This is a genomic window from Butyricimonas sp. DFI.6.44 (assembly GCF_022132345.1).
GTDB lineage: Bacteria > Bacteroidota > Bacteroidia > Bacteroidales > Marinifilaceae > Butyricimonas > Butyricimonas muris.
The window spans coordinates 118526-138527 of record NZ_JAKNJD010000002.1; the positions used below are offsets into that span (position 1 = coordinate 118526).

General features: G+C 48.9%; 23 protein-coding genes. 5 read left to right on the forward strand and 18 right to left on the reverse strand.

Going from position 1 to position 20002, the window contains the following annotated elements; all coding sequences use genetic code 11:
* The first annotated feature begins 44 nt into the window (after window positions 1–44).
* Window positions 45–3047, forward strand: coding sequence for a fimbrial protein (locus tag L0M98_RS03805; protein ID WP_227215010.1), 3003 nt, complete (start codon window positions 45–47; stop codon window positions 3045–3047).
* A 295-nt stretch (window positions 3048–3342) separates the two neighbouring features.
* Here the strand turns inward: L0M98_RS03805 and L0M98_RS03810 are convergent, their stop codons facing one another.
* From L0M98_RS03810 to L0M98_RS03840, 7 genes are all read right to left on the reverse strand, one after another.
* On the reverse strand, window positions 3343–4833 hold the full coding sequence (locus tag L0M98_RS03810) for an OmpA family protein (RefSeq protein ID WP_004289485.1): 1491 nt from the start codon (window positions 4831–4833) through the stop codon (window positions 3343–3345).
* A 55-nt stretch (window positions 4834–4888) separates the two neighbouring features.
* On the reverse strand, window positions 4889–6346 hold the full coding sequence (gene mobV, locus L0M98_RS03815; protein WP_004289486.1) for a MobV family relaxase: 1458 nt from the start codon (window positions 6344–6346) through the stop codon (window positions 4889–4891).
* A 221-nt stretch (window positions 6347–6567) separates the two neighbouring features.
* On the reverse strand, window positions 6568–7410 hold the full coding sequence (locus L0M98_RS03820; protein WP_005777197.1) for a hypothetical protein: 843 nt from the start codon (window positions 7408–7410) through the stop codon (window positions 6568–6570).
* A gap of 2 nt (window positions 7411–7412) precedes the next feature.
* Complete coding sequence (locus L0M98_RS03825) at window positions 7413–7991, reverse strand: hypothetical protein (protein WP_004289488.1); 579 nt, start codon at window positions 7989–7991, stop codon at window positions 7413–7415.
* Complete coding sequence (locus tag L0M98_RS03830; protein ID WP_005777184.1) at window positions 7988–8386, reverse strand: hypothetical protein; 399 nt, start codon at window positions 8384–8386, stop codon at window positions 7988–7990. The genes L0M98_RS03825 and L0M98_RS03830 overlap by 4 nt, the downstream gene beginning before the upstream one ends.
* Before the next feature lie 10 nt (window positions 8387–8396).
* Window positions 8397–8849 carry a hypothetical protein gene (locus tag L0M98_RS03835; protein ID WP_004289490.1) on the reverse strand — a complete coding sequence of 151 codons (453 nt, stop codon included), beginning with the start codon at window positions 8847–8849 and terminating at the stop codon, window positions 8397–8399.
* Between the two features lie 26 nt (window positions 8850–8875).
* Window positions 8876–9925 (reverse strand): hypothetical protein, encoded by a 1050-nt coding sequence (locus tag L0M98_RS03840; protein ID WP_004289491.1) that lies wholly within the window; start codon window positions 9923–9925, stop codon window positions 8876–8878.
* A 235-nt stretch (window positions 9926–10160) separates the two neighbouring features.
* Here L0M98_RS03840 and L0M98_RS03845 point away from each other — a divergent pair, with 235 nt between their 5' ends.
* The gene (locus L0M98_RS03845) at window positions 10161–10793 is read left to right on the forward strand and encodes a recombinase family protein (protein WP_004289492.1); all 633 of its coding nucleotides are present in this window, start codon (window positions 10161–10163) and stop codon (window positions 10791–10793) included.
* Window positions 10794–11227: 434 nt separating this feature from the next.
* Complete coding sequence (locus L0M98_RS03850; protein WP_005777181.1) at window positions 11228–11509, forward strand: HU family DNA-binding protein; 282 nt, start codon at window positions 11228–11230, stop codon at window positions 11507–11509.
* Window positions 11510–11690: 181 nt separating this feature from the next.
* Here L0M98_RS03850 and L0M98_RS03855 read toward each other — a convergent pair whose 3' ends face one another.
* Window positions 11691–12005 (reverse strand): hypothetical protein, encoded by a 315-nt coding sequence (locus L0M98_RS03855; RefSeq protein ID WP_004289495.1) that lies wholly within the window; start codon window positions 12003–12005, stop codon window positions 11691–11693.
* Between L0M98_RS03855 and L0M98_RS03860 the strand changes: the two genes are divergently transcribed.
* Entirely contained in the window at window positions 11999–12388 is a 390-nt protein-coding gene (locus L0M98_RS03860) for a hypothetical protein (RefSeq protein WP_004289496.1), read from the forward strand. The genes L0M98_RS03855 and L0M98_RS03860 overlap by 7 nt on opposite strands.
* Window positions 12389–12664: 276 nt before the next feature.
* Here L0M98_RS03860 and L0M98_RS03865 read toward each other — a convergent pair whose 3' ends face one another.
* The 9 genes from L0M98_RS03865 to L0M98_RS03905 form a co-directional block, all read right to left on the reverse strand.
* Complete coding sequence (locus L0M98_RS03865) at window positions 12665–13192, reverse strand: hypothetical protein (protein ID WP_004289498.1); 528 nt, start codon at window positions 13190–13192, stop codon at window positions 12665–12667.
* A 377-nt stretch (window positions 13193–13569) separates the two neighbouring features.
* On the reverse strand, window positions 13570–13953 hold the full coding sequence (locus tag L0M98_RS03870; RefSeq protein ID WP_004289499.1) for a single-stranded DNA-binding protein: 384 nt from the start codon (window positions 13951–13953) through the stop codon (window positions 13570–13572).
* 756 nt (window positions 13954–14709) lie between these two features.
* Window positions 14710–14943 carry a hypothetical protein gene (locus tag L0M98_RS03875; protein WP_004289500.1) on the reverse strand — a complete coding sequence of 78 codons (234 nt, stop codon included), beginning with the start codon at window positions 14941–14943 and terminating at the stop codon, window positions 14710–14712.
* 36 nt (window positions 14944–14979) lie between these two features.
* Window positions 14980–15267 carry an LPD11 domain-containing protein gene (locus L0M98_RS03880; RefSeq protein ID WP_004289501.1) on the reverse strand — a complete coding sequence of 96 codons (288 nt, stop codon included), beginning with the start codon at window positions 15265–15267 and terminating at the stop codon, window positions 14980–14982.
* Window positions 15268–15741: 474 nt separating this feature from the next.
* Entirely contained in the window at window positions 15742–15999 is a 258-nt protein-coding gene (locus tag L0M98_RS03885) for a hypothetical protein (RefSeq protein ID WP_004289503.1), read from the reverse strand.
* A gap of 4 nt (window positions 16000–16003) precedes the next feature.
* On the reverse strand, window positions 16004–16300 hold the full coding sequence (locus L0M98_RS03890) for a hypothetical protein (protein WP_004289504.1): 297 nt from the start codon (window positions 16298–16300) through the stop codon (window positions 16004–16006).
* Window positions 16301–16311: 11 nt separating this feature from the next.
* Window positions 16312–16644 carry a hypothetical protein gene (locus tag L0M98_RS03895; RefSeq protein ID WP_004289505.1) on the reverse strand — a complete coding sequence of 111 codons (333 nt, stop codon included), beginning with the start codon at window positions 16642–16644 and terminating at the stop codon, window positions 16312–16314.
* A gap of 14 nt (window positions 16645–16658) precedes the next feature.
* Window positions 16659–16835, reverse strand: coding sequence for a hypothetical protein (locus L0M98_RS03900; RefSeq protein ID WP_004289506.1), 177 nt, complete (start codon window positions 16833–16835; stop codon window positions 16659–16661).
* Between the two features lie 18 nt (window positions 16836–16853).
* Window positions 16854–17147, reverse strand: a complete 294-nt coding sequence (locus tag L0M98_RS03905; protein ID WP_004289507.1) for a hypothetical protein — start codon at window positions 17145–17147, stop codon at window positions 16854–16856.
* Between the two features lie 747 nt (window positions 17148–17894).
* On the opposite strand from L0M98_RS03905, the gene L0M98_RS03910 reads away from it, so the two are divergent.
* Window positions 17895–18539 carry an LruC domain-containing protein gene (locus tag L0M98_RS03910; protein ID WP_227215011.1) on the forward strand — a complete coding sequence of 215 codons (645 nt, stop codon included), beginning with the start codon at window positions 17895–17897 and terminating at the stop codon, window positions 18537–18539.
* Window positions 18540–18596: 57 nt separating this feature from the next.
* Here the strand turns inward: L0M98_RS03910 and rlmD are convergent, their stop codons facing one another.
* The gene (gene rlmD / locus L0M98_RS03915) at window positions 18597–20000 is read right to left on the reverse strand and encodes a 23S rRNA (uracil(1939)-C(5))-methyltransferase RlmD (RefSeq protein ID WP_227215013.1); all 1404 of its coding nucleotides are present in this window, start codon (window positions 19998–20000) and stop codon (window positions 18597–18599) included.
* Between the last annotated feature and the right edge of the window lie 2 nt (window positions 20001–20002).

Here is a 20002-nt window from a genome sequence, read left to right on the forward strand (position 1 = left end):
ATGTCATTTGAGTTATGAGAACAAGACATAAAAACATATTGACCTTGCTGGCGGCCATGCTGCTGGCGGTAGGACTGTACTCGTGTACCGAGGACCCGTTGTTCGAGGAGCGTGCCCGCGTGGCAGAGGGGCTTCCCGCACGTGTAATGCTGGACTTCCGGTCCGAGAAGAGCTGCGTGGAGACCCGTGCCGCGCAGGACGCTACCTACGAGAACCGTGTGAACAACCTCTACATGTTCATCTTCAACCCCGCCGGGGAGGTGCATTACCGCAATTTCTTTACTGACGACATCAGCTATAACGGAGACTACAGCAAAGGTTCCGTCATGATAGAGACCACCTCTCTGAACAAGGTACAGATAGTCTGCATCGCCAATCTATCTACTGAATCCGTAAGTTCCGGCTATGATGTCAAAAAATCGGACATGGAGTCTATAACATCGCGGTCAGACCTCGAAGCCTTCGTAATGAAGATGGACGAGCATACCGTGGAACGCTCCACGCAGTTCATGATGACAGGCTATGCTTACGATGATAAAAATTCCACGAGCAACCTTGTCAACATTCCCGGTACGGAAAGCGGTCCCGCCTCGCTGGAGTGTACGCTGCGGCCCGAGCGGACGGACGCGAGGGTGGAGTTCGTGGTGAAAACCGAGAAACCCTCCGATAAGAACTGGACGGCACTTGACTTCCGTCCGCGCGGCTGGCGGGTGGTGAACGTGCCGGCCCAGTCGTTGCTGCTGCCCCACGGGACAGGCGATGCCGATGGTGACGGTTGCACCTACTTCACAACCGAGGAGATGCCTTTCGAGACTACCGAGCGGGATGACAATTACCTCTACACTTCCGGTGGCTTCGTGTTCTACATGCCGGAAAACCGCAAGACTCCCAAACAGGCCATCTCCGGCGAAGGGCTTAGCGCTGCGGAACAGTACGCCCTACGCGAGGAACGCGAACACAAAAACACGGGCGACTATACGGACAAACCCGGTCAGCAGTTCGAGAACGGCGACTTTGCCTACGCCCCCGCCAACGCCACCTACGTGGAAATGTCCGGCACACTGTCCTATAAGGATGACAAAGGCAATACCGTCAATGCCGACGTGACCTTCACCGTACATCTGGGCTACGCCGACGGCAACCCCAACGACTACGACACCCGCCGCAATACCCGCTACATCTACACCGTCACCCTGCGTGGTATCAACGATATACGGCTTGAAGTGGAGTCCGATGGGGAGGAGAACGAACAGAGGCCCGGCTACGAAGGCAACGTGATATTCAGTCAAGATGGGCTGTACGAGCTGGATGCACACTACGACCGCGAGCTCATTACGATAAACCGAAGCATGGTTCCAACCATGACATGGGGCGTGCAGACAGCTTTCGACAAGGCCATCTATGCGGGCGGTTTCGGCGAAACGGACAGTCCGGAAAGTACAGGTATCCATGACTACAAGTGGATCAAGTTCGCCATCAACGAGGACTATGGCCAAGACGACGAGCTGTTCGTGAAATACCCCGGTGACCAGAACTACAAGGGCGGAAAGAACCAACCTTCGGGGTATGACGGACATGCGGGCCATTCTGACGCCCGCCTACTCGACGTACACCAGTTGCTGCAACGCCTGAAGCAGGAGTACGAGGAAGGAAAGACCACCGGTACGGTTACCGTTACCGCTTTCATCGACGAGTACGTGTACGTGCGCGAGCCGGATGACCCCAATACAGACGAGGACAATACCCCGCTTTTGTCGCAGTGGCGCCGATACGTGGAGGCCGAAGACCGCCTGCTCTATTTTATCAACGGAGACAACTCGCATTACAGTCCCGATGGCGCGTCGAGCGTGGTGGAAGCCATACAGACTTTCAAGCAGAAGTCCATACGCACGGTGTACAACGTGAAAAAGAGCGAGAATGAATTGTCCACCGCATGGGGGCTTGAAAGCCGCATGGAGGGCACGCGTTGGAAGGAAGGTGACGTGAGAAACAGTACTTCCTCCAGCAACGGCCGGCTCAATACCATACGTTGTATTCTGGGCGAAAACTATGTATCCAACAGATCCCTGCATTGGACGGAGGTGCTCAACCCCTCCGAGCACTACGGTCTGACCGATGACCACCAAGACGCCCTGCACGCTGTGCTGTTGCGTAACCGCGACCTGAACGGCGACAACATCGTGCAGCCTAACGAAATACGCTGGTATCTGGCCGCCATCGACCAGCTCGTGGATCTCTATATCGGCGAATATGCGCTGGACGACGCTTCGCGCCTCTATCCCCAAAATCCCGCGGACAGGGATTACCAGACCTATTGGCACTATACCAGTAGTTCCGCTGACGGCGACCATTCGTGGGTGTTGTGGGCAGAAGAATGTGCCGCATTGGGTAACTACGACGGCTCGCACAACACCGTGGGCGGACAATATGCCTACCGTTGCATACGCAACCTCGGTATCGGTCTTGACGATCCGAATGTTGAACCCACACCACTCATTCCCAAAGTGACACAGGCCGAACCCGACGGTACCTACCTGATTGATGTCTCCAACCTTAGCGAGAAGGCACGCCGCCTAAGCTATGAAGCCAGTTCGTTGCCCACGCATAATGACCTGTCGCCTTATAACCGACCGTATGCCAAGTTCCGGGTAGCGGCAAATGACGCAGACTATCCTACACCGAGCATAGATGTGAATGCACTAAATCGTTGGAGTTGGGAAGGCGTTCAGGATTGGAGATGGTATCAGACCGCTTCTATTACACCGAGCGGCTATCGCGTGCCCAACTTGCGCGAGCTGCTTATCATGGGTACCCGCTTACCCGATGACGCATGGCAAACGTATGAGGGTCGATGGCTTCTTTACAGACATGAGAGCAAAGCCATGTACATGACCTATACCAGCTTCAGCCGCGGAACTTATGACGGAGACGGCTCCATTTCAGGCAAGAACGGCGGTTTCCGTTTCAATGCCCAAGACCACTCCATCGGTGCGACCAGTTCAGATGCCGACGGCGGGTATGTACGCGGCGTGAAAGACGAACAATAACATAGTAAGCCAGTCGATAAAAGAAACGGCTCCGTTCCTATCATCGGGACAGAACCGTTTCTTTTATCTTGTATCTCGATTTCGAGTTAACGGAAGAAGACAGAAAGGCAATTCGCCGTCTGGACACCGGCAAGTTGAAAGTGGACCACAACAACCCTGTACTGGCAAAGTTCCTTTTGGATTACGACAAGAATTTCAATCCGGACAACTGATACGGTCTGCTTAAAGAATCCGGGATACAGCACATAACAAATAAAGAGAGTACCGATATTTATCATCGGTACTCTCTTGCTTTCTACCTGTTTACGGACGAACATTCGTTTTCTTCACATTTGCCGAAGAACAGTTCCACCCTTGTATGTCGGTTGGCTTCCGTGGGGGCGTAATCGGAAATGCCACCTTCGCCGGTCTTGGTCATCCTGTCGGGCGACAAACCCCGCTTGTTCAGCTCCGAGGCGATATAGTCGGCTCTCGAAGCACTCAAGGCATTGTTGATACCAATTGTTCCGGTCGCACTATCGGCCGCTCCCGTGACTTTAACTTTCAGACCGTATTTCTTTGCCACCCGTGCCAGTTCGTCGAGATTGACCAATTGGGAGGGGTCTGTCAGGTGCGACGTGCCGAGTTCGAAGAAAAAGAAGATGGGAGCACCGATGCATTCCCGTCCGGACTGCATCCGAACGGCATAGTCTGCCAAAGTGCTGTCGGGAAGATTCTCGAACTGTCCTGTTCCGAGACCAGGCACGCTATCCGGCCAGTGCTGCAGGCTGTCTGCCCGGCCATTCCCATTCGGGGCTTGTCCTTCCAATGGTGATTTTCCGTTCCAATGCTTGTTCTTCAACCTTGCCCGCAGGGAGTTCAGCCCGCTGTAATTGTTCCTCGGATAACCTTTGCGCTCGATAGCATCGTCATCATCGAAGAAATGGCTGTACGTGTCGAGCAATCCTTCGATTTCCAGTATCTTCTTCAGCTCGGCCAGCGTCCGGCTATCCTTGTCATGCTGTCCCGCGTAGCGGCTGTTCTGTTCCGACAGTACATTGATATAATCGACGAGCTGCCGATCGCGGCGGATATAGGGGCTTGGGTCTATGGCCCGTTTCCAGCCGACCTTGCCGATATGGAAAGAGAATCCGGCAGTGAGTGAAAGCATGTGGTCGCCTAACCGATTCGCCTTGCCATACCCGTCGAAGTCTTGGAAGGTGGTCGTACCGGAGAGTTCCATGAGGGCGCTTACCCTTTTGGAAATGCGATACTGCCCTTGTATGCCGTAGGAGATTGCAAACGGGTTATGCCCGTTGGTCGCATGGTGCAGCAGTCCGATACCCGCAAAGGGTGCCAGATGCCAGCGCACCAGTTTCTGCCGGACATAGCTACCGCCAAGCACATTCCACAGCAGATCCGCATGGAGATAATGGTACTCCTGCACGGCCAGCGTGCCGTCCTTGAACTGCAACCCGTTGTAATTTATGCGTGCACCTACCCACGGGGTAAACCACTTGCCGAGGGCAAGGCTGTACGAGGGTTTCAACCTCCCGAACAGGTCTTCGCAACCGAGCGGCGTGCCGAGAAAGGCTGTCGCACCTCCGGCGATACTGACAAACCAATTGCCGTTTCCCCGTGCCGGAACAACCACTCCGTCAAGGTATAAGGGCTGTAACGGCTGCAGCAGTTCTGTGTCATCGTAACGGTACGTGCGGTGTACAGTATCCCTTTCCGTAGGTTGTACATCCGCACGGGCTTGCAGCGAACAAAGCGCCGCAATAATGAAAATGATATTTTTCGTCATATTCTTATATCCTTAATTTGTTGTTTATCTGATTCTTTATTATAAACCTTGCCATTCAACGCTTGGGCTTCTTGCCGATGGAAGGGCGCATCATGCGGCTCGCCATCCTCATGCAGCGAAGCGCCCATGCCCGGTTGTCCTCGTCTTCATCACGTCCCCATTTGAGGTCGCTTCCGCCACCTCCTCCGCCACGTGTTTCGGCAAACGTAGTGGCATCATCGACCATACCGAGAAAGAGCATCGTGGCGCAGCGCATGACTTCCGCTCCCCGTTCCGCCACGGAACGCACGAGTGTGTCGTCGAAAAGTTGCCGTTCGGAAGGCTTCATCCGCGCCGACAGTTCCCTCCACTCATCGACCATATTTTCCAGCATGACGTCCTTGAGTAGGCTGTCCACTTTGGAGTGGACATCACGGGAGTATTCGTAGGCTTCCTCCTTGAGCTGTTCCGTGCGTTCCTCAATGGCATCCATGTTTGCCTTGAGGTCGGAAAGCTGTCGGTCGGCGGTTTGTAGCTTCTCCTGTTTGTCTGCCAGTTTCCCTTGGATAGCAGTCAGCTCTTTTTCGAGCTTTTCTTTCTCGGCAGATAGGGTCAAAGCATCACCTTTCCGGGTATCCATATCATTTTCGAGTGCCGACAATTGAGCCTCTTTTTCGCTCTTCTCCCTTTTCAAGTTTTCCACCATCGAGGTCAAACCTTTGACTCTGCGCTCTGCCAGCCGAATGTCCGAATGGAGGGCGGACAGGACTTCCTGATGTCGGCCAATCTGTTGCTCAATGGTGGTACATTCTTCCGAGAGCATACGGCGGTATTCTTCCGTCGTCCTGTGCCGTGCGCCGGTCTCGGCGACGCTCCGGCCTCTCTCCATTCCCCACTTCGTGTTGACCTCGGCGAAAAAGTCCGTATGGAGCTGTTTCATCCTCGCGCTATATTCGAACTTGTCCTTTCCGGCGAATATCTCCTTGTACGCAAACCTCCCGTCTTTGATTGGCAGAAGCGTACAATGCACGTGCGGATTTAATTCGTCGAGGTGTACAATGAAGGCGGCTATATTCTGCTCGCCGTATCTGCCGCAAACGAATGCATAGACATCCTTCGCCCAACGTTCGATGTCGCTCTTCCTTTTGATGCGGGTATTGTCCGCACCTTTTTCAAAATCCACCTTCTGCGTGCCGAAAGCGAGTTCGTGCATCCGCTTCCGCGAACCGCCGAAAATGATGTTTACCACCGTGCGGTATTTCGGTTCAACCAATCCCTCGTTGGGGTCTTTGATCCCGCGACGGCCCAATATGTCCGCTATCCGTTCCGGGATATTGCGGCTCGTGTCGATGGGGCGAACCTTGCCTCCGGGCACAATCTCGAAGTTCAGATGTTTGCGGGTGGGGTCGTAGTTGCCCTTGCTCATGGCGTACTTCTCCGCCTCTTCGCTGCGATTACGCAGGTGTTCGTTGCCTTGGGCGGCGGTGATCCCTTTCGATACCTGAACATCGAGAACCTGTTTTGCATTTGCCATACTGTTTTCGTGTTGTTTCGGACAATTCCCCGTGTCCCAGCTTGCTGCTTGCTTGGACACTTCTCCCTGCGACGTCAGTCAGCAGGGGTATTAGGCTCCCCCTTCCCTTTGTTCAGTGGCAGACGGGCAAGCCCGGATGCCTGCTATAACTGGAAGGATATTTGAACCTGAACTGGGGAGAATTGCCCGTGGTTATACAATCTCTGTCCGCGAATCCCCGTTCAGCTTTCCTCCTGCGCCTTCGCCAGAAGCGATAAAAAGGGTTTGCGAAGCGATTCAAGGCGTTCCGTCTCTTCGTCCGTACCGAAGCCTGTCCCGTCCGGTTTTCCGTCGATAACAAGCTCTGCAAGCTCTTTCGAGGCCTCGATGAACGCCGCCCATTCCCCGCTGAGGTCGAGCCGGAAGAACTGCACGAGCGGCGAGCCGTCGTCGAACCTCGATTTACGCAGAACCCGCCAGAGGGCGGCATGGGCAATACATTCCAAGACGGTCTCACACAGCTGTTCTTCCGACCGGACGGTCTGTGCCGATGCCGTGTCGGAATGACTGTCCGGATAGATACGACTGTCCCGTCCGGCTATCTCCGTCAAGGTCTGGCGCATGATTTGTCCACATGATTTACCCACATCGAAAGAGGTTGCTTTGCCGATTATCCAGTCGTACAATGCTTCCTGTATTCTTGTGGCAAAGTCCGCTTCTTCCCGTCCGCTGTCCGGCATGGCAGGCGTGCCGGTCCGCAGGGGCATGGTAATGACGACGCTTTTTGCCAGCCGGATGCGTTCTAACTGTCCGAGCGCTTCGAGCGTGTCCAGAAACGAGCGGACAGTAGCCCGATGCCAATGCCACTCCGATGCAAGGTCGGAAACGGTTACATGGCACTGGCAGGGAGAGAGGTCGTAGTCCTGCCTTCTTAAAAACGGGGAGACGAAACCTGCCAGCGATTTATCCAACAAATCGCAGTAGGCTTCCGTTCTCGTTTTCCGCTCGCCGACTTTTTCTTTCAGGTAGTCGAACACTTCCACGTTCGCCAGTATGGCGGCGGGCGCTTCATTTCTATTTCTCATTTTCATTCTGTTTTTGATGATTCATAATGTGCGGATAGTTTCAGGTTGCCATTATCCGCATTATCGTGGCAGCCTCGCGTGATGATACTATGATAACTGTCGGCTAATGCTCCGGGACATTCCAGCCATTCGAGGAATTTGCGTATGTCTGTCTTTTCGGACATGACCCTTGCCGACGGGTAGAACAGGGCAGCCAAAAGAACAAAGGCGATTGTTACGGCCATCGTGTACAGATGCGGCACGAAGCCGATGACCAATGCCAAGAGCGCAAACCAGACGAAACGTTTCGGCCGGTCGAGCAAGCCGCGCATCCATCGGTCCGCCCGCCTGAAAGAGACCCATGCGGCACACACGATGGTAGATGGCACGATACCGAACTCGCCGGGGTGTCCACTCGTATAGACATAATGAAACAAGAGTAATACGATAAGCAGCACATGGGCGTACAGCCTGCGGGCCTTTTCGCTCCACACCATTTTATCGTAGAATCTTGCCATGAAGCAACGCCTGCTTCTGTACAACAGTGCCGGAAGGACGACAGGCATTGCAAGAAATACGAATTGTAATATAATCCAGGTCATAACAGGTAATAGGGTTTTGAAGGTATATGAACGGGCCGTACCACGAGTTCCAATCGGACAATCCCGTGGGTGGCCAAGCGGATAATGTTCTCGGTGTCTTCGGCTGTCAGGGACGACGCGCCTTTCTTCATCCGGGATTTGAATGTGCCGTTCTGCTTACGATATGTAGCCAGTGCCGTGTCCAGATCATGCTCCGGAATCGTCCACGTCATGCCCTTTTCGTATGGACCATGCGGTTTGTAGGCCCGCAGTACCAGCGTGCGGGTCACAAGGAAGTCGGTCCGGGTGTTTCTCGAAATGACGTGTTCCTTGTAGAGGTTGTCATCGGCCACTTCTATCCACGTGCGGTACGTGTCGATACAGAAAACCATTTGGCGGTATATCGTGTTTCGCATAGGGGTTGTTTTACATGAAATCCAACAACACGTCTTCCTGATTCTTTTTGTACTTGAAGCTGCCGTTCCCGGCGTGGAGTTTCAGATCGAGACACAGGTCGCCGTACATCAGCTCCAACGAATCGTAAATGGTCGCGATGATACGGTTTACCTTGCCGTCCGCGTCTGTCCGGGCGTTCATCTTGAACATCTGCCCGAAAGCGGGATTGGAGTAGGCACAGGTGCTATGACCGGATTTCTCCAGTCCGACCGGCACATGGTGGTAGAGTGTAATCAGCTCCATGTCGTCCTCGAATATGTCCATGACCTCCTCCAGATCATAGGGGTCCCGCAGCGGGAATGTGAGCAGAACATAGTCACCGTAGAACTGCGGCTCCTCCATCGTTGCCACATTGAGAAGCTGCGGCATTTGCAGGGGTACGAACGACATGAAGTCATCCAGAAAGTGTCGTAACATAATCATATATCGTTTATTTTGTGAATAGGCTTTTACAACGAGGCGATGAATATCTCCATGAGCATACCGGGCAGTTCGTCCAACCGGTCGCCCTCCGACGGCAGGATTCTGCGCAGTTTCTCGAATGCGGCGGGTGTTTCTGCGGCCATCCTGTAAAGGGTTTCCTTATCTTCCGGGGACAATAGCGTCATGCAGAGGCCGTCCAAGGAAGCGTAGGGCTGTAGAATCATCCAGACATAGGCTTGTGCCTGTTCGGGCGTTACGACCTTTCCACGGCGTATGTTGTCAAGACAGGCACGCACGTTCTGGATCAGCCGACGGTCGGTACGTAAGGCCATGTATATCGTGGCGTCCTTGTAAGTGATTTCCTTGCGCCCAGCGGCGAAAAACACCTCGGAGCAGCATTTCTCTGTGTCACGGGTGATGTCGGCCATATTCGCTTCGCCAAGCTCGTGCAACCCGGACAGGAAAGCTCGAAAAGCGGCATCCTCCCTTTCGATGAATTTTTTGAGGTCGCCGTTCCCATGTATTCCATTGTTCAGGGTTTCGGCAAGCACGTTACGATATGCTGACAGAATTTGCTCCTTGTTACCCCGACAGGCCGGACGTTTATCCAATTCTGCGAAAAACGGACGGATTTCTTCGGCGGAACGATGCAGTTCCACGTCTCCGGTATAGGAAGAGAAACGTTCTTTCAGAATCAGCACTTCTTTATAGGTGCGAGGTTTCGACATCGCCAGCCGAGAAAGTTCCGCACGGACGGAATCGTGCAGCAGAATGCACTCTTCACGTATGTCGGAATGTGCCCGATAGGTCGTGTCCCGGCGCATGGTTGCGGTCACGGAATCTTTCAAGGTCTGCCACTTCCCGATATACGCGGTCAAATCCTCAAAGGAAAGTTCTTTTTGCCCGCGTGTTTCGGACAGATACTCCCGATACAGACCGGCTGGAGTAGGTTGGGCTTCAACCAGTGATTTGACGTTCGAACCGTCGCACGATGTAAGTGTGAAAATGGCAATCGGAACGGCAGAAAGTCCAGCAATCGATAGTACAATTTTTAAGTATTGATTTTTACAATTCATAGTTCATTTTGTATTTTACAGCACAAATCTAAGTATTCTTTTCAAGATGACAAGCGCCGAAAATCGTTTTATAAACCATTTTTAACATTGCACTTAATAGTTTGATTTTCAATGAAAATAAGTGAAAGAAACGAAGGACACAGAAAGCCCTTCATATCATTTTCGTTCAAAGTATGGTTTAGTTTAAAATAAAACTCTTATATTTGTACTTATTCTTATAGAAGTGCACAATGATATGGCAAAAGTAGGTTACATATTCAAGGCGGATCGTTACGACGGATTCGAGGCTGATAAAGAGTGGATGCAGAAATACGGTTGTGTACAAGTGATAGAGGAACTTGTCGAAAACGAGGCTCTGCGCCCCAGATGGAAACAGCTTGTAGCGAATCTCGAAAGAGGTGACGAGATTGTCGTGGCCAAATTCAGCAACGCTCTCCGTGGGTCGCGCGAATTGTCCGCGTTTATTGAGTTGTGCCGAATCAAAGTGGTGCGTATCATTTCCATCCATGACCGGATCGACTCGCGGGGAAAACTGTTCCCCGAAACGACGGCAGCCGATGTACTGGATATGTTCGGGGCGCTACCCGAAGAGGTGGCGGTATTGCGGTATTCGTCCGCACATGTCATGAATCTGCAACAGAAAGCGAAGGTCCCGAGAAAAACGATGAAGGCGATGGATAAGGCCGACCGGGAGAATACCATCGTTGATATGTATGTCAACGGTCATTCTTTCGAGGACATCATGGCGGTAAGCGGGTACAACAGCCGGAGTTCGGTGTTCAGTGTGCTCAACCGGCACGGGGTAAAGCTCAATAGGGGAAAATTCAAAGGACCGTTGGGCAAGCGTAAGCCGAAAGATGGGCAATGAGCTTTCGTATTAGCCGGATTGAAATGGATTTTTTTGAGAATCAGGGCTATATGTTTTCTGTTCTCGTTGATTTTTAGTATCTTTATATTAACTTTAAGTAGTATAGAATATGGGAGAACTTATCGTTTTTATAGTGGTTTTCTATGTTATCGGAAAGATTCTGAAAGCTATATTCGGTGGTTTCAGCAAGAGTGATTACCATCATGACCGATAAATGGTGATCGGGTGTTTGCCTGCCTTGACTACAGGATACGGATTTGTATGTTTTTTATGTTTCTCTCCTTTTATCGGGGCTTTCCGATTGTCTGGTTCGTGCCGAAGGAACACCGTGAGATAAAGGTGGATTATCGTTTTCCGTAACATTATCAGGCTGGCAATCCAGACGACAAAGAGATATGTTATTATCTTTGCAACGGATTTTATAATAAAACAGTCTGACAAAAGCAGATATTATTGCCCGGATCGCACAGGAGACCGGAATAGAAAAGTCGGTAGCGACAACTGTAGTGGAGGCATTCATGGAGAGTGTCAGGGAGTCGATGATTGCCGGGAACGAGGTGTTCCTGCGAGGATTCGGAAGTTTCATCATCAAACAAAGGGCAGAGAAAAAGGCTCGTAACATTTCAAAGAATACGACCATCGTGATTCCGGCTCACTCTGTTCCTGCGTTCAAGCCTGCAAAGACATTCTTAGATGCGGTAAAAGAGGGAAAATAAAGAAAGTATAAACGGTTTTCTTCATAGTGTTTCGGGAGACCGTTGACAATGGTTATACAGGATAACACGATACCGCGACTGTCTTTTGCGGACGGTTGCGGTATTTGTTTTGCCGTATGCTATAAAAAAGGAAGTGGCACAAAGAGCCGCCGATGAAAGCCGACTCTTTGTGTTCCCTTGCTTAATCCGTCACCTCGTAATAATAACTTAACTCGTCATCTTTCAGGTTCTCTACCGCATATTGACCTGCCTGTTCCCAAAGGGTATTGTAAAGTGTCGCAAATTCCGGTTTCGTTTCATAATACTGCCAGATTTTATGATTGAGTACCAATATCAGTTCCGTGAGGTATTTATAGTTATTTTTCCATTCCTCGAAAGCACGTTTGAAAGTGTCTTGTATAGCTGACAGACCGAATCGGTCCGCTATTGAGAAGTCCTCCCAAAAAGTTGTCTGTAACTCGTAACCGTTTTCTCGCATAAATTCTCTAAATGTCATACGCTTTAAATTTTAAGTTTGAACTATTTTTTGTTTTTCCCTTTGGTACAATCTCGTACCGAGAGGCTGGTTATTTTTCTGCCACAGGATTGACGGTCAGTCCAGACAAGGAGGCAACGGGAAATACGCTCTCCAACGAAGTCGGAGAGGAAGATTTTCCGGTTGCAAGCGCCAGCGGTCCTTGCCGGGACTGGCAGCCGGCAATCGAACTTTGCAGAAAAAATAAGCGGGCTTTCGGCATGGAGTGTGTCTGGGGAACGGCTGTAAGGAGTAAAATGGGGAAGCTAAGGTGTTATAAGAGGATTGCTTTCCGGTTGGTTAGCCGGAGTACAATGGGGTACGGAATACGCTTCGATAAAAGGGAAAGAGTCATGAAGATATAAAAGGGTAATTCCGGCAAAAGGATTCAGGACACATCCATTGCCAATGTATCCCGAACCCGTACCTGTCATTATCTGTACCGAATGTTTAGGAGACCCACTCGTAACCTTCGTCCGTCAGTTCAAAATATTCGTCCATTCCCGGTTTCACAAAAAACATGAGATAAAAAAGGAACGAAGCTGATTATAAAAGGTGATGGTTCTGTATTTCAGTCATTCAATAAAGGATACCGCAACCACCTCTGGCGGGTGCGTTGCGGTATTTTGCGGGCAGCATTTTTATGCGGCCTTGTCCGGCTTGCGCTGCCTTGTTTTCCAGCCGTACACGGCGGCTACATACGGATAGAGGGAACGTGTTCTCCGGCGGAAGCCTTCTTCGTCGATTTCACGGTTGTAAATCTTATCGGCGATACGTTCCGCTTCGTCACGGCCTTTGGCGATACGGTATAAGGTATAGTTCGTACCGTCATGATGGTCCATCCGTCCGCGAATGTTGTAGCCGTCGCCGTACCATTCTGCATCGTCGCACTGGGATTTCAAAATATCGGCAATGGTGCTGCCCAATATTTGATAGCCTCGTCTCCGGCCGTTCCATAATCCCAAGTTGCCGAACACGACAATAATGCCGTCCACTTCTTTATTCAGATTGCTTCGTTCGTCGTCCAGCCGGCAATATACTTCTTCTGCCCATTCTTCATCGCTGACCTCGTAACTGTCATCGTCCAATATTTCCCGCTGGGAATTTTGATATTCTTCTTTTGCCGTTTCGTCCAACAGGTCATAGCTTGACCAAATCATCTGTTTCATACATTTTGAATTTTAAGTTTGACTTTCGTTTTTATCCCTGCTTTCGGAGGGTTTCCCTCGTCCGGCGGGATTTGATTTACGTGCGGGCCACAAGGCGGACAGAAGGGAAATAAGGCAAGGAGGAAGCGGATAGTCCCGTGGACGATTTCATTTGTGTTGAACAAGTATTGACGAGCTTGCGAGTTGATGGTTGTTAACGACAAATGAAGCCGCGCCTTGCCGATTCCCGACCGCCTTAACTTTGCACGGGAAAATCAATGGACGGCGGCGGACTCTTCGTGTGGAGTATGAAGGAGTATAAAAGTGTGGACGTTCCGGAACGGTAACGAGTAAAACAAAAGCGGCTTTCAAGCCGCTTTGTCCGGATAAGGCAGGAATTACTTCTTGCCTTTTTCCTGCTTCTTTACCGGTTCCGCAGGAGCTTCCTCCTCTTTCTCGACAGCGGGATAGAACTTGACGGCGACCGTTACGATGCGGTTGTGCAGCACGCCGTCTTTGTCGGTCCACTCTTCGGGCTTGAAGTAGCCCTCCACGGTAAGCAGCGTGCCCTTGGTGAGCTGGTCGAACGACCCGGTATTCTCGTTCTTGCGCCACGCTTCAATGTTCATGAAAGCGGATATGCGCTTGGTTTCTTCGCCGTTCTTCTCCTGACGGGCTACTGCCAGCGGGAAACGTGCGACACTTGTGGTGGTGAACTGACGGACTTCGGCATCTTTTGCCACGAATCCGGTTACTGCGAAATTGTTCTCGATCTTTTTCATTGCGATTGCTTTTTGAAGTTAATAAATCAGTTTTACGGTGCATAAAAAGTAGGTGCAGTAAAGGGCTGCACCAAGGATAGCGCATAAATACTCTTTATTTTGGAGGCGAAGCCCCAAACCGCAGGCCCGATAAAGGAAGATTTGTGCGATACGCCATTGGTCAAGACCACCAGGTCGCGCCCGTCTGCATACTAACTTTGCAACGAAAAACGATATGGCGACTTCAAATAGAAAGCGGTCGCGAAAAAGTCGAGGCGAAACAATCCGCAGCGGATTCGGAGACATGAAAGACCTGTCCGTCCACTGACACAAGACCGCTCCCGTTCCGGCAGGTGGGCGGGAAGAACATCTGGCAAGAAAGCGTATCGGTTGTTTGGGGTTGAAGCGGCAAGAACGATATACCGTTTATACAACCATGTACGCTGCATAGTGGAAAGGGGGCCCAAACGAAGAGCCGACAAAAGATGTATGCAGCGTATTGATGTCGCTGTCTCTATCCGGCAAGAGAAATGAGGGAAAGAAGAGGAAAAGGAAAAAGGGCTGAAGTCTGTCTTGAAACAAAGCGGAGGAACCGCCTTCGCACGAACGGACGTTTTCTACAAAAGGATATAGCCTGCCAAAAGGTATAAAAGGTTATTTCCGAAGGAAACGGTATGGATGTCTGTTACGGAGATAAAAAAGGGATTCCCGCCGGTGTGTACCTGTTTAGCCGGTATAAGCGGGCTGAAACCGATGCTACGTTCAGCCCGCTTGCTTTTACCTCTTTTCTGTTTCGGTCTGCAATTCCACCGGTTCATCATCCCATGTCAGCTCCTTACCGAGTAGTTTGTAAACAGACCCCTTGGGGAGTTCTATCTCGATTGATACGTACCCTTGCTCGCTCTCGACGTACACTTTTTCCGAGTACTCCCAATGCCCGCACCAGCCTCGAACGGGCTTTCCGGGCATTATCCATTCTGTTCCGTCTTTATTTACTGCTAACCATGCCATAAAATCACATTTTTAGTCTGTTCCTTAGTTGTAATTTTATTCTTCTTGAGCTATCATTTTCTTGCTGTATTCTAAAATCTCATCCATCGTAAGCCATTCTGGTTTTTCGTCCTCTTTGAAACTCTCATGCAGTTTTATCATAAATTCAATTTGCAATTTTTCGTCGCCAGCCCATAAGGATTTCGGGTGTCTGTTACCGTAATTAAGGTAATACTCGCAATCTGACCGTAAGCGGTCTAACAGTTGGTATCTGAAAACCGAATCCTTGTGTATTACTTCGTCTGCCGTTACTCGTCCATTTGAATTTGTTACATCGTTTGCCATAATCTATAAAATTTTGAGTTTTCTTTTTTCCCTCTTGTAGCACCAGCTACTTTCGGGCCTGATTTAATTATGTCGCCTCGAAAGGTGTCATGGCTCTTTATGCAAGGTTTCACGATTAAATACTACCCGTGCGGAGCGAAGGGTGGAGATTTTGTCGTGAACCGTCAGTCTTTGACCTTGCATACAAGAATGACATGACAAGTACCTTTGCGACACAATTCATATCAGGCAGCCCGAAAGCGACGTGCGAACACAGGGAAAAGAAGGTCTCTTGCAAAAGGTTCGATAGCTTATATAAAAGGGTTGCAGCGAAAAGAAAATATAAATGGGCCTCCGGGTTGTATAAGAATTTTAATTATGAGGATAAAAAAGGTATTGCGCCGGCATGTCTGCCGAGAGAAAAAGAAACGGGCTGAAACTGGCAGTTCCGGTTTAGCCCGCAAAAGTACATCGGAGGTCTCTTGCCCGTTCCCGTCAGAAATGGGCTACCATAATCCGATTTTTGAAAATTCTGTTTTTATCACTCGGTCGCCGTTGGTTTATCCAGATATGGTGTGCTCCGTATCCGAATATAAAATACTCATCGAGTGAGGTCTCGTTCTTCAAACGTTCCATACTTGCACGAAGTTCGGTTTCGTCAGTTGCAAAAAGAATCGTGTTCATGATTCGGAAATAGATTTCTTCCGCTTCATCGCTATAGCGGCAAAAGACGTGTTCGATTGTTACGTTCATGGTTCTATTGGTTTGATTGAGGTGTTTTAGGTACATTGGTCATTATTGATTCTCCGTCTTCGTTGAAAATCTCTATTGTCGGGTTGCCGTCGTTTTCTTCGGGGAGCATAGATTCCGATGTATCGGTCAATGCTTGCCACTCTTCATAGCAAAGACGGTTGTCAATGATGTTCGACACGTCCTCACAGTTCCATGAGCGGACGATTGCCTCGGCTTCTTCGTAACTATTTGCTTTTACACTGAAATAATCCCGTTCCCAACTTGTAACCTTACGGTCTTGATAAAATTTGTATTCTCCCATATCCTTGTTGTTTAACTGTTTACTTCTACAATATCCTCGATTCTGCCGTACAGTATCGAGCGTAACGCTGTTTTGTCAATCGCATAATACTCGTGAATGCTTCCGTGCTGTTTGACGAAATACCGTTTGAGAACGTCGGAAAAATCAAAATGATAACCGCTCAAGGCAATTCCACGTTTGAAATAGATGCTTTCCCACACGTTACGGGTAATCCAGTTCTTTTCTTTCCGGTTTAACTTGCCTCCGTTGTTCAGGTGTACCCGCAATTTGTAAACCTTGCTGTCCTGTAATGTCGCCAGTTCGGGAATATCCCATTTGACGAATTTTGTTGCTATCTGTGTCATACGTTTGCTATCGTTTAATCATGGATAATCACTTCATCACGGTATTCTGAAATTTCCTTGCCGCTTTCAAGGCGGACAACTATGGTGTTACCATAGTTGCCCACGATTGTACCTTCCGTGTAACCTTTGTATGGATTGAGCAGTGTGCAAGACAAACCGATAATATCGCTGTCTTCTTCGTATTCGTACATAGTGAATGCGTTTTTAGGTTACAGCTTAATGTCCCACTTGCCTTGCGAGAATATCCGAAAGCTCACGTATTCGTCCTCTAACTCGTATGTCAGTATGCGGATATAGATTTTATCTTTGGCTTCCAAAGAAGCTACCAGTTCGTCGATTTCTTTTTCTGGGTATTCCCAACGGGAAGAAAATTCTGCATCTACAGTGTCGCCATACCGATTGACAAAACCGTTGAAATTATCGTCCAGAAATGCCTCTATTTTATCGAGGTCTTGCTTGTTTTCCGTACTTGCGTGAAAAATGTTTGTTGCATAGTTCGCCATAATCTTAAATTTTGAGTTTTCTTTTTTCCCTCTTGTAGCATCAGCTACTTTCGGGCTTGATTTAATTATGTCGCTTCAAAAGGTGACATGGCTCTTTATGCAGGGTTTCACAACCAAATACTACCTCCGCAAAGCGGAGCGTGGAGATTTTGTCGTGAACCGTCAGGCTGTGACCTTGCATACAAGAAAGACATGTCAAGTACCTTTGCGACACAATTCATATCAGACAGCCCGAAAGCGGATGTGCGAATACAGGGAAGAGAAGATCTCGTGTAAAAGGTTGATGGTTTATAAAAAGGGAGTTGCAGCGAAAAGAAAAATATGCCGTGGAATCTTTTTTTCTTTTGGCTGCACAATGGGACCAGAGTGTTTTACGAAGTTCGGGAAAAGGTTTAGTTTAGTCCATTAGCCTATATATATGCTAAATCAAAGTAAACTATATTTAGGCAGACAAATTTGCCTGCCTATAAGTTTTTCCTTATCTTTGTATGAATTAAAGAAGGCTTGCTTTTCTTTTGGCTGCAATGGTTCTTGGAAGTTCAAATACAACCGTCGGACGAGGAAAAAAATTCTGGTAGGAAGCTGGTTCAAGAAGTCCCGATTATAAGTAAGTGCAAGGAAAGAAACAGAGTGAAAACAAAAAATCGGGAAATGCCTTTAATTAGCAATTTTGTTTCTTATTTGTTCCTCAATTAAAACTATAAAATTTTCAACACACTGAATTTCAAATCATTATATATACTATTTTTGAGAGATTGGATTTATTATCAAAAAAATGAAGTGGTTGAGACGAAAGATGTTTATACCATATTGTGGTCGGGTGCGGCTTATGATAATAGTTTTGCTTATCAATTGGATGTAAGGCGTAGTGAGGTTGAGGTGACTATTTTATCTTCTTTGGGTGGAAATGGAGGTGCTTATGTCGATCCCGAGTTGGATAAGGCTACGATTCGTTTGGCTAATAAGGTGTCGGGATATGCAAATAATCTGGAGAAGGAAACATTTACTGTTGTGACCAAGTACACGGGGCGTAAAATATCTAAAGAAGATTTCATTTTGCCTCCTTATAATCCTTTTATCACAACGACTAGGGAAGATATAGAGGTGCACCTGACTAATATGCGTCCTACTGAAAAATTGAATACAGAAAATTTAGGATATGGGCATGACAGATCGGAACCGGATGCAAATCTTTATTATATTACTTACGATAAGAACGGGCAACAAATGCCGTTTGCTATAAATCTCGTTTTTGAAAATGATGAGGATATGGATTCTTTTGTGATTCCTGAAGAATCAGCCTTGATAAATATCAAGTATCCCGGTTTTTTGAATTGGGTAAAAACCAACGGTAAAGAAAATTCTGATTGGTATTTGAATCCGAAAGAATAAATGAAGTAATGAAAAGAGAGTGTGTCTGTGTGTGAAGTGACACACTCTCTTTTTGTCTTACCTGCGTTGCAAGAGAACGATATTTTCCACGTGATGTGTGTGAGGAAACATATCGACGGCTTGCACGGCCATGACCCTGTAATCGCTATCCATGAGGTTCAAGTCACGGGCTTGTGTGGCGGAATTGCAACTCACGTACACGATGCGTTCCGGTGCGGCTTTTAGTATCGTGTCCACGACATCCTTGTGCATTCCGGCACGGGGAGGGTCGGTGATGATGACATTCGGACGACCGTGACGGGCGATAAATTCTTCATTAAGCACGTCTTTCATGTCGCCGGCGTAGAAGGATGTATTATCAATACCGTTGAGGGCTGAGTTTATTTTCGCATCCTCGATGGCTTCCGGCACGTATTCGATACCGATAACTTTTTGTGCATCGCGGGCAATAAAATTGGCGATGGTTCCCGTACCCGTGTACAAGTCATAAACGATTTCCTTTCCGGTAAGTCCGGCAAGTTCTCTCGTTTTCGCGTATAGGTTATAGGCCTGTTCCGAGTTGGTTTGGTAGAAAGACTTAGGACCTATCTTGAATTTCAAGTCTTCCATTTGTTCGAAGATATGATCTTGCCCGTGGAAACACACGACTTCCTGATCCGTGATCGTGTCATTCATCTTTTCGTTGATGACGTACATCAACGAGGTGATTTCCGGGAATTGTTCCTCGAGAGCATGGAGCAGGGCTTCTCTTGTTTCCCGGTCTTCTCTGCCGAAAGTAACGATAACCATCACTTCTCCCGTGGAAGAGGTGCGGATAATCAATGTGCGCAGGAATCCCGCTTGTTCCCGGATGTCGTAGAAGTTCAGACTCCGTGCGAGGGCGTATTCCCGGATAAAGTTGCGGATAGCGTTTGAAGGTTCCGCTTGCAAGTAACATTTATCAATGTCTATGACTTTATCAAAGAGTCCCGGAACGTGGAAACCGACTGCCGGAGTACGGTTCAAGTCATTCCCCTCTGCTATTTCCTCACGGGTGAGGAAGCGTTTGTTGCAGAACGTGAATTCCAGTTTATTCCGGTAATAGGTTGTTTTGGGCGAACCGATGATCGGGGCGATGTTTCGCAATTTTACTTTACCGATTCTTTCCAAGTTGTCGATAACTTCCTGCTGTTTGAACTCGGTTTGCAGTTGGTATGGCAGGTTTTGCCATTTACAACCGCCGCACACGCCGAAGTGGGCACAAAAGGGTTCTGTCCGGATATCGGAATATTTCCGGAAGTTGACGATAAAGCCTTCCATGAAACTTTTACGTTTCCGGGTGACTTGCACGTCCACGATATCGCCGGGAACGGTGTTCGGTACGAACAGTACTTTTTCATCCACGTAAGCTATGGATTTTCCTTCTGCTGCTATTTTTTTTATTTCAACGTTTTCTAGTAAGGGCTTTTTACCGCGAGACATAA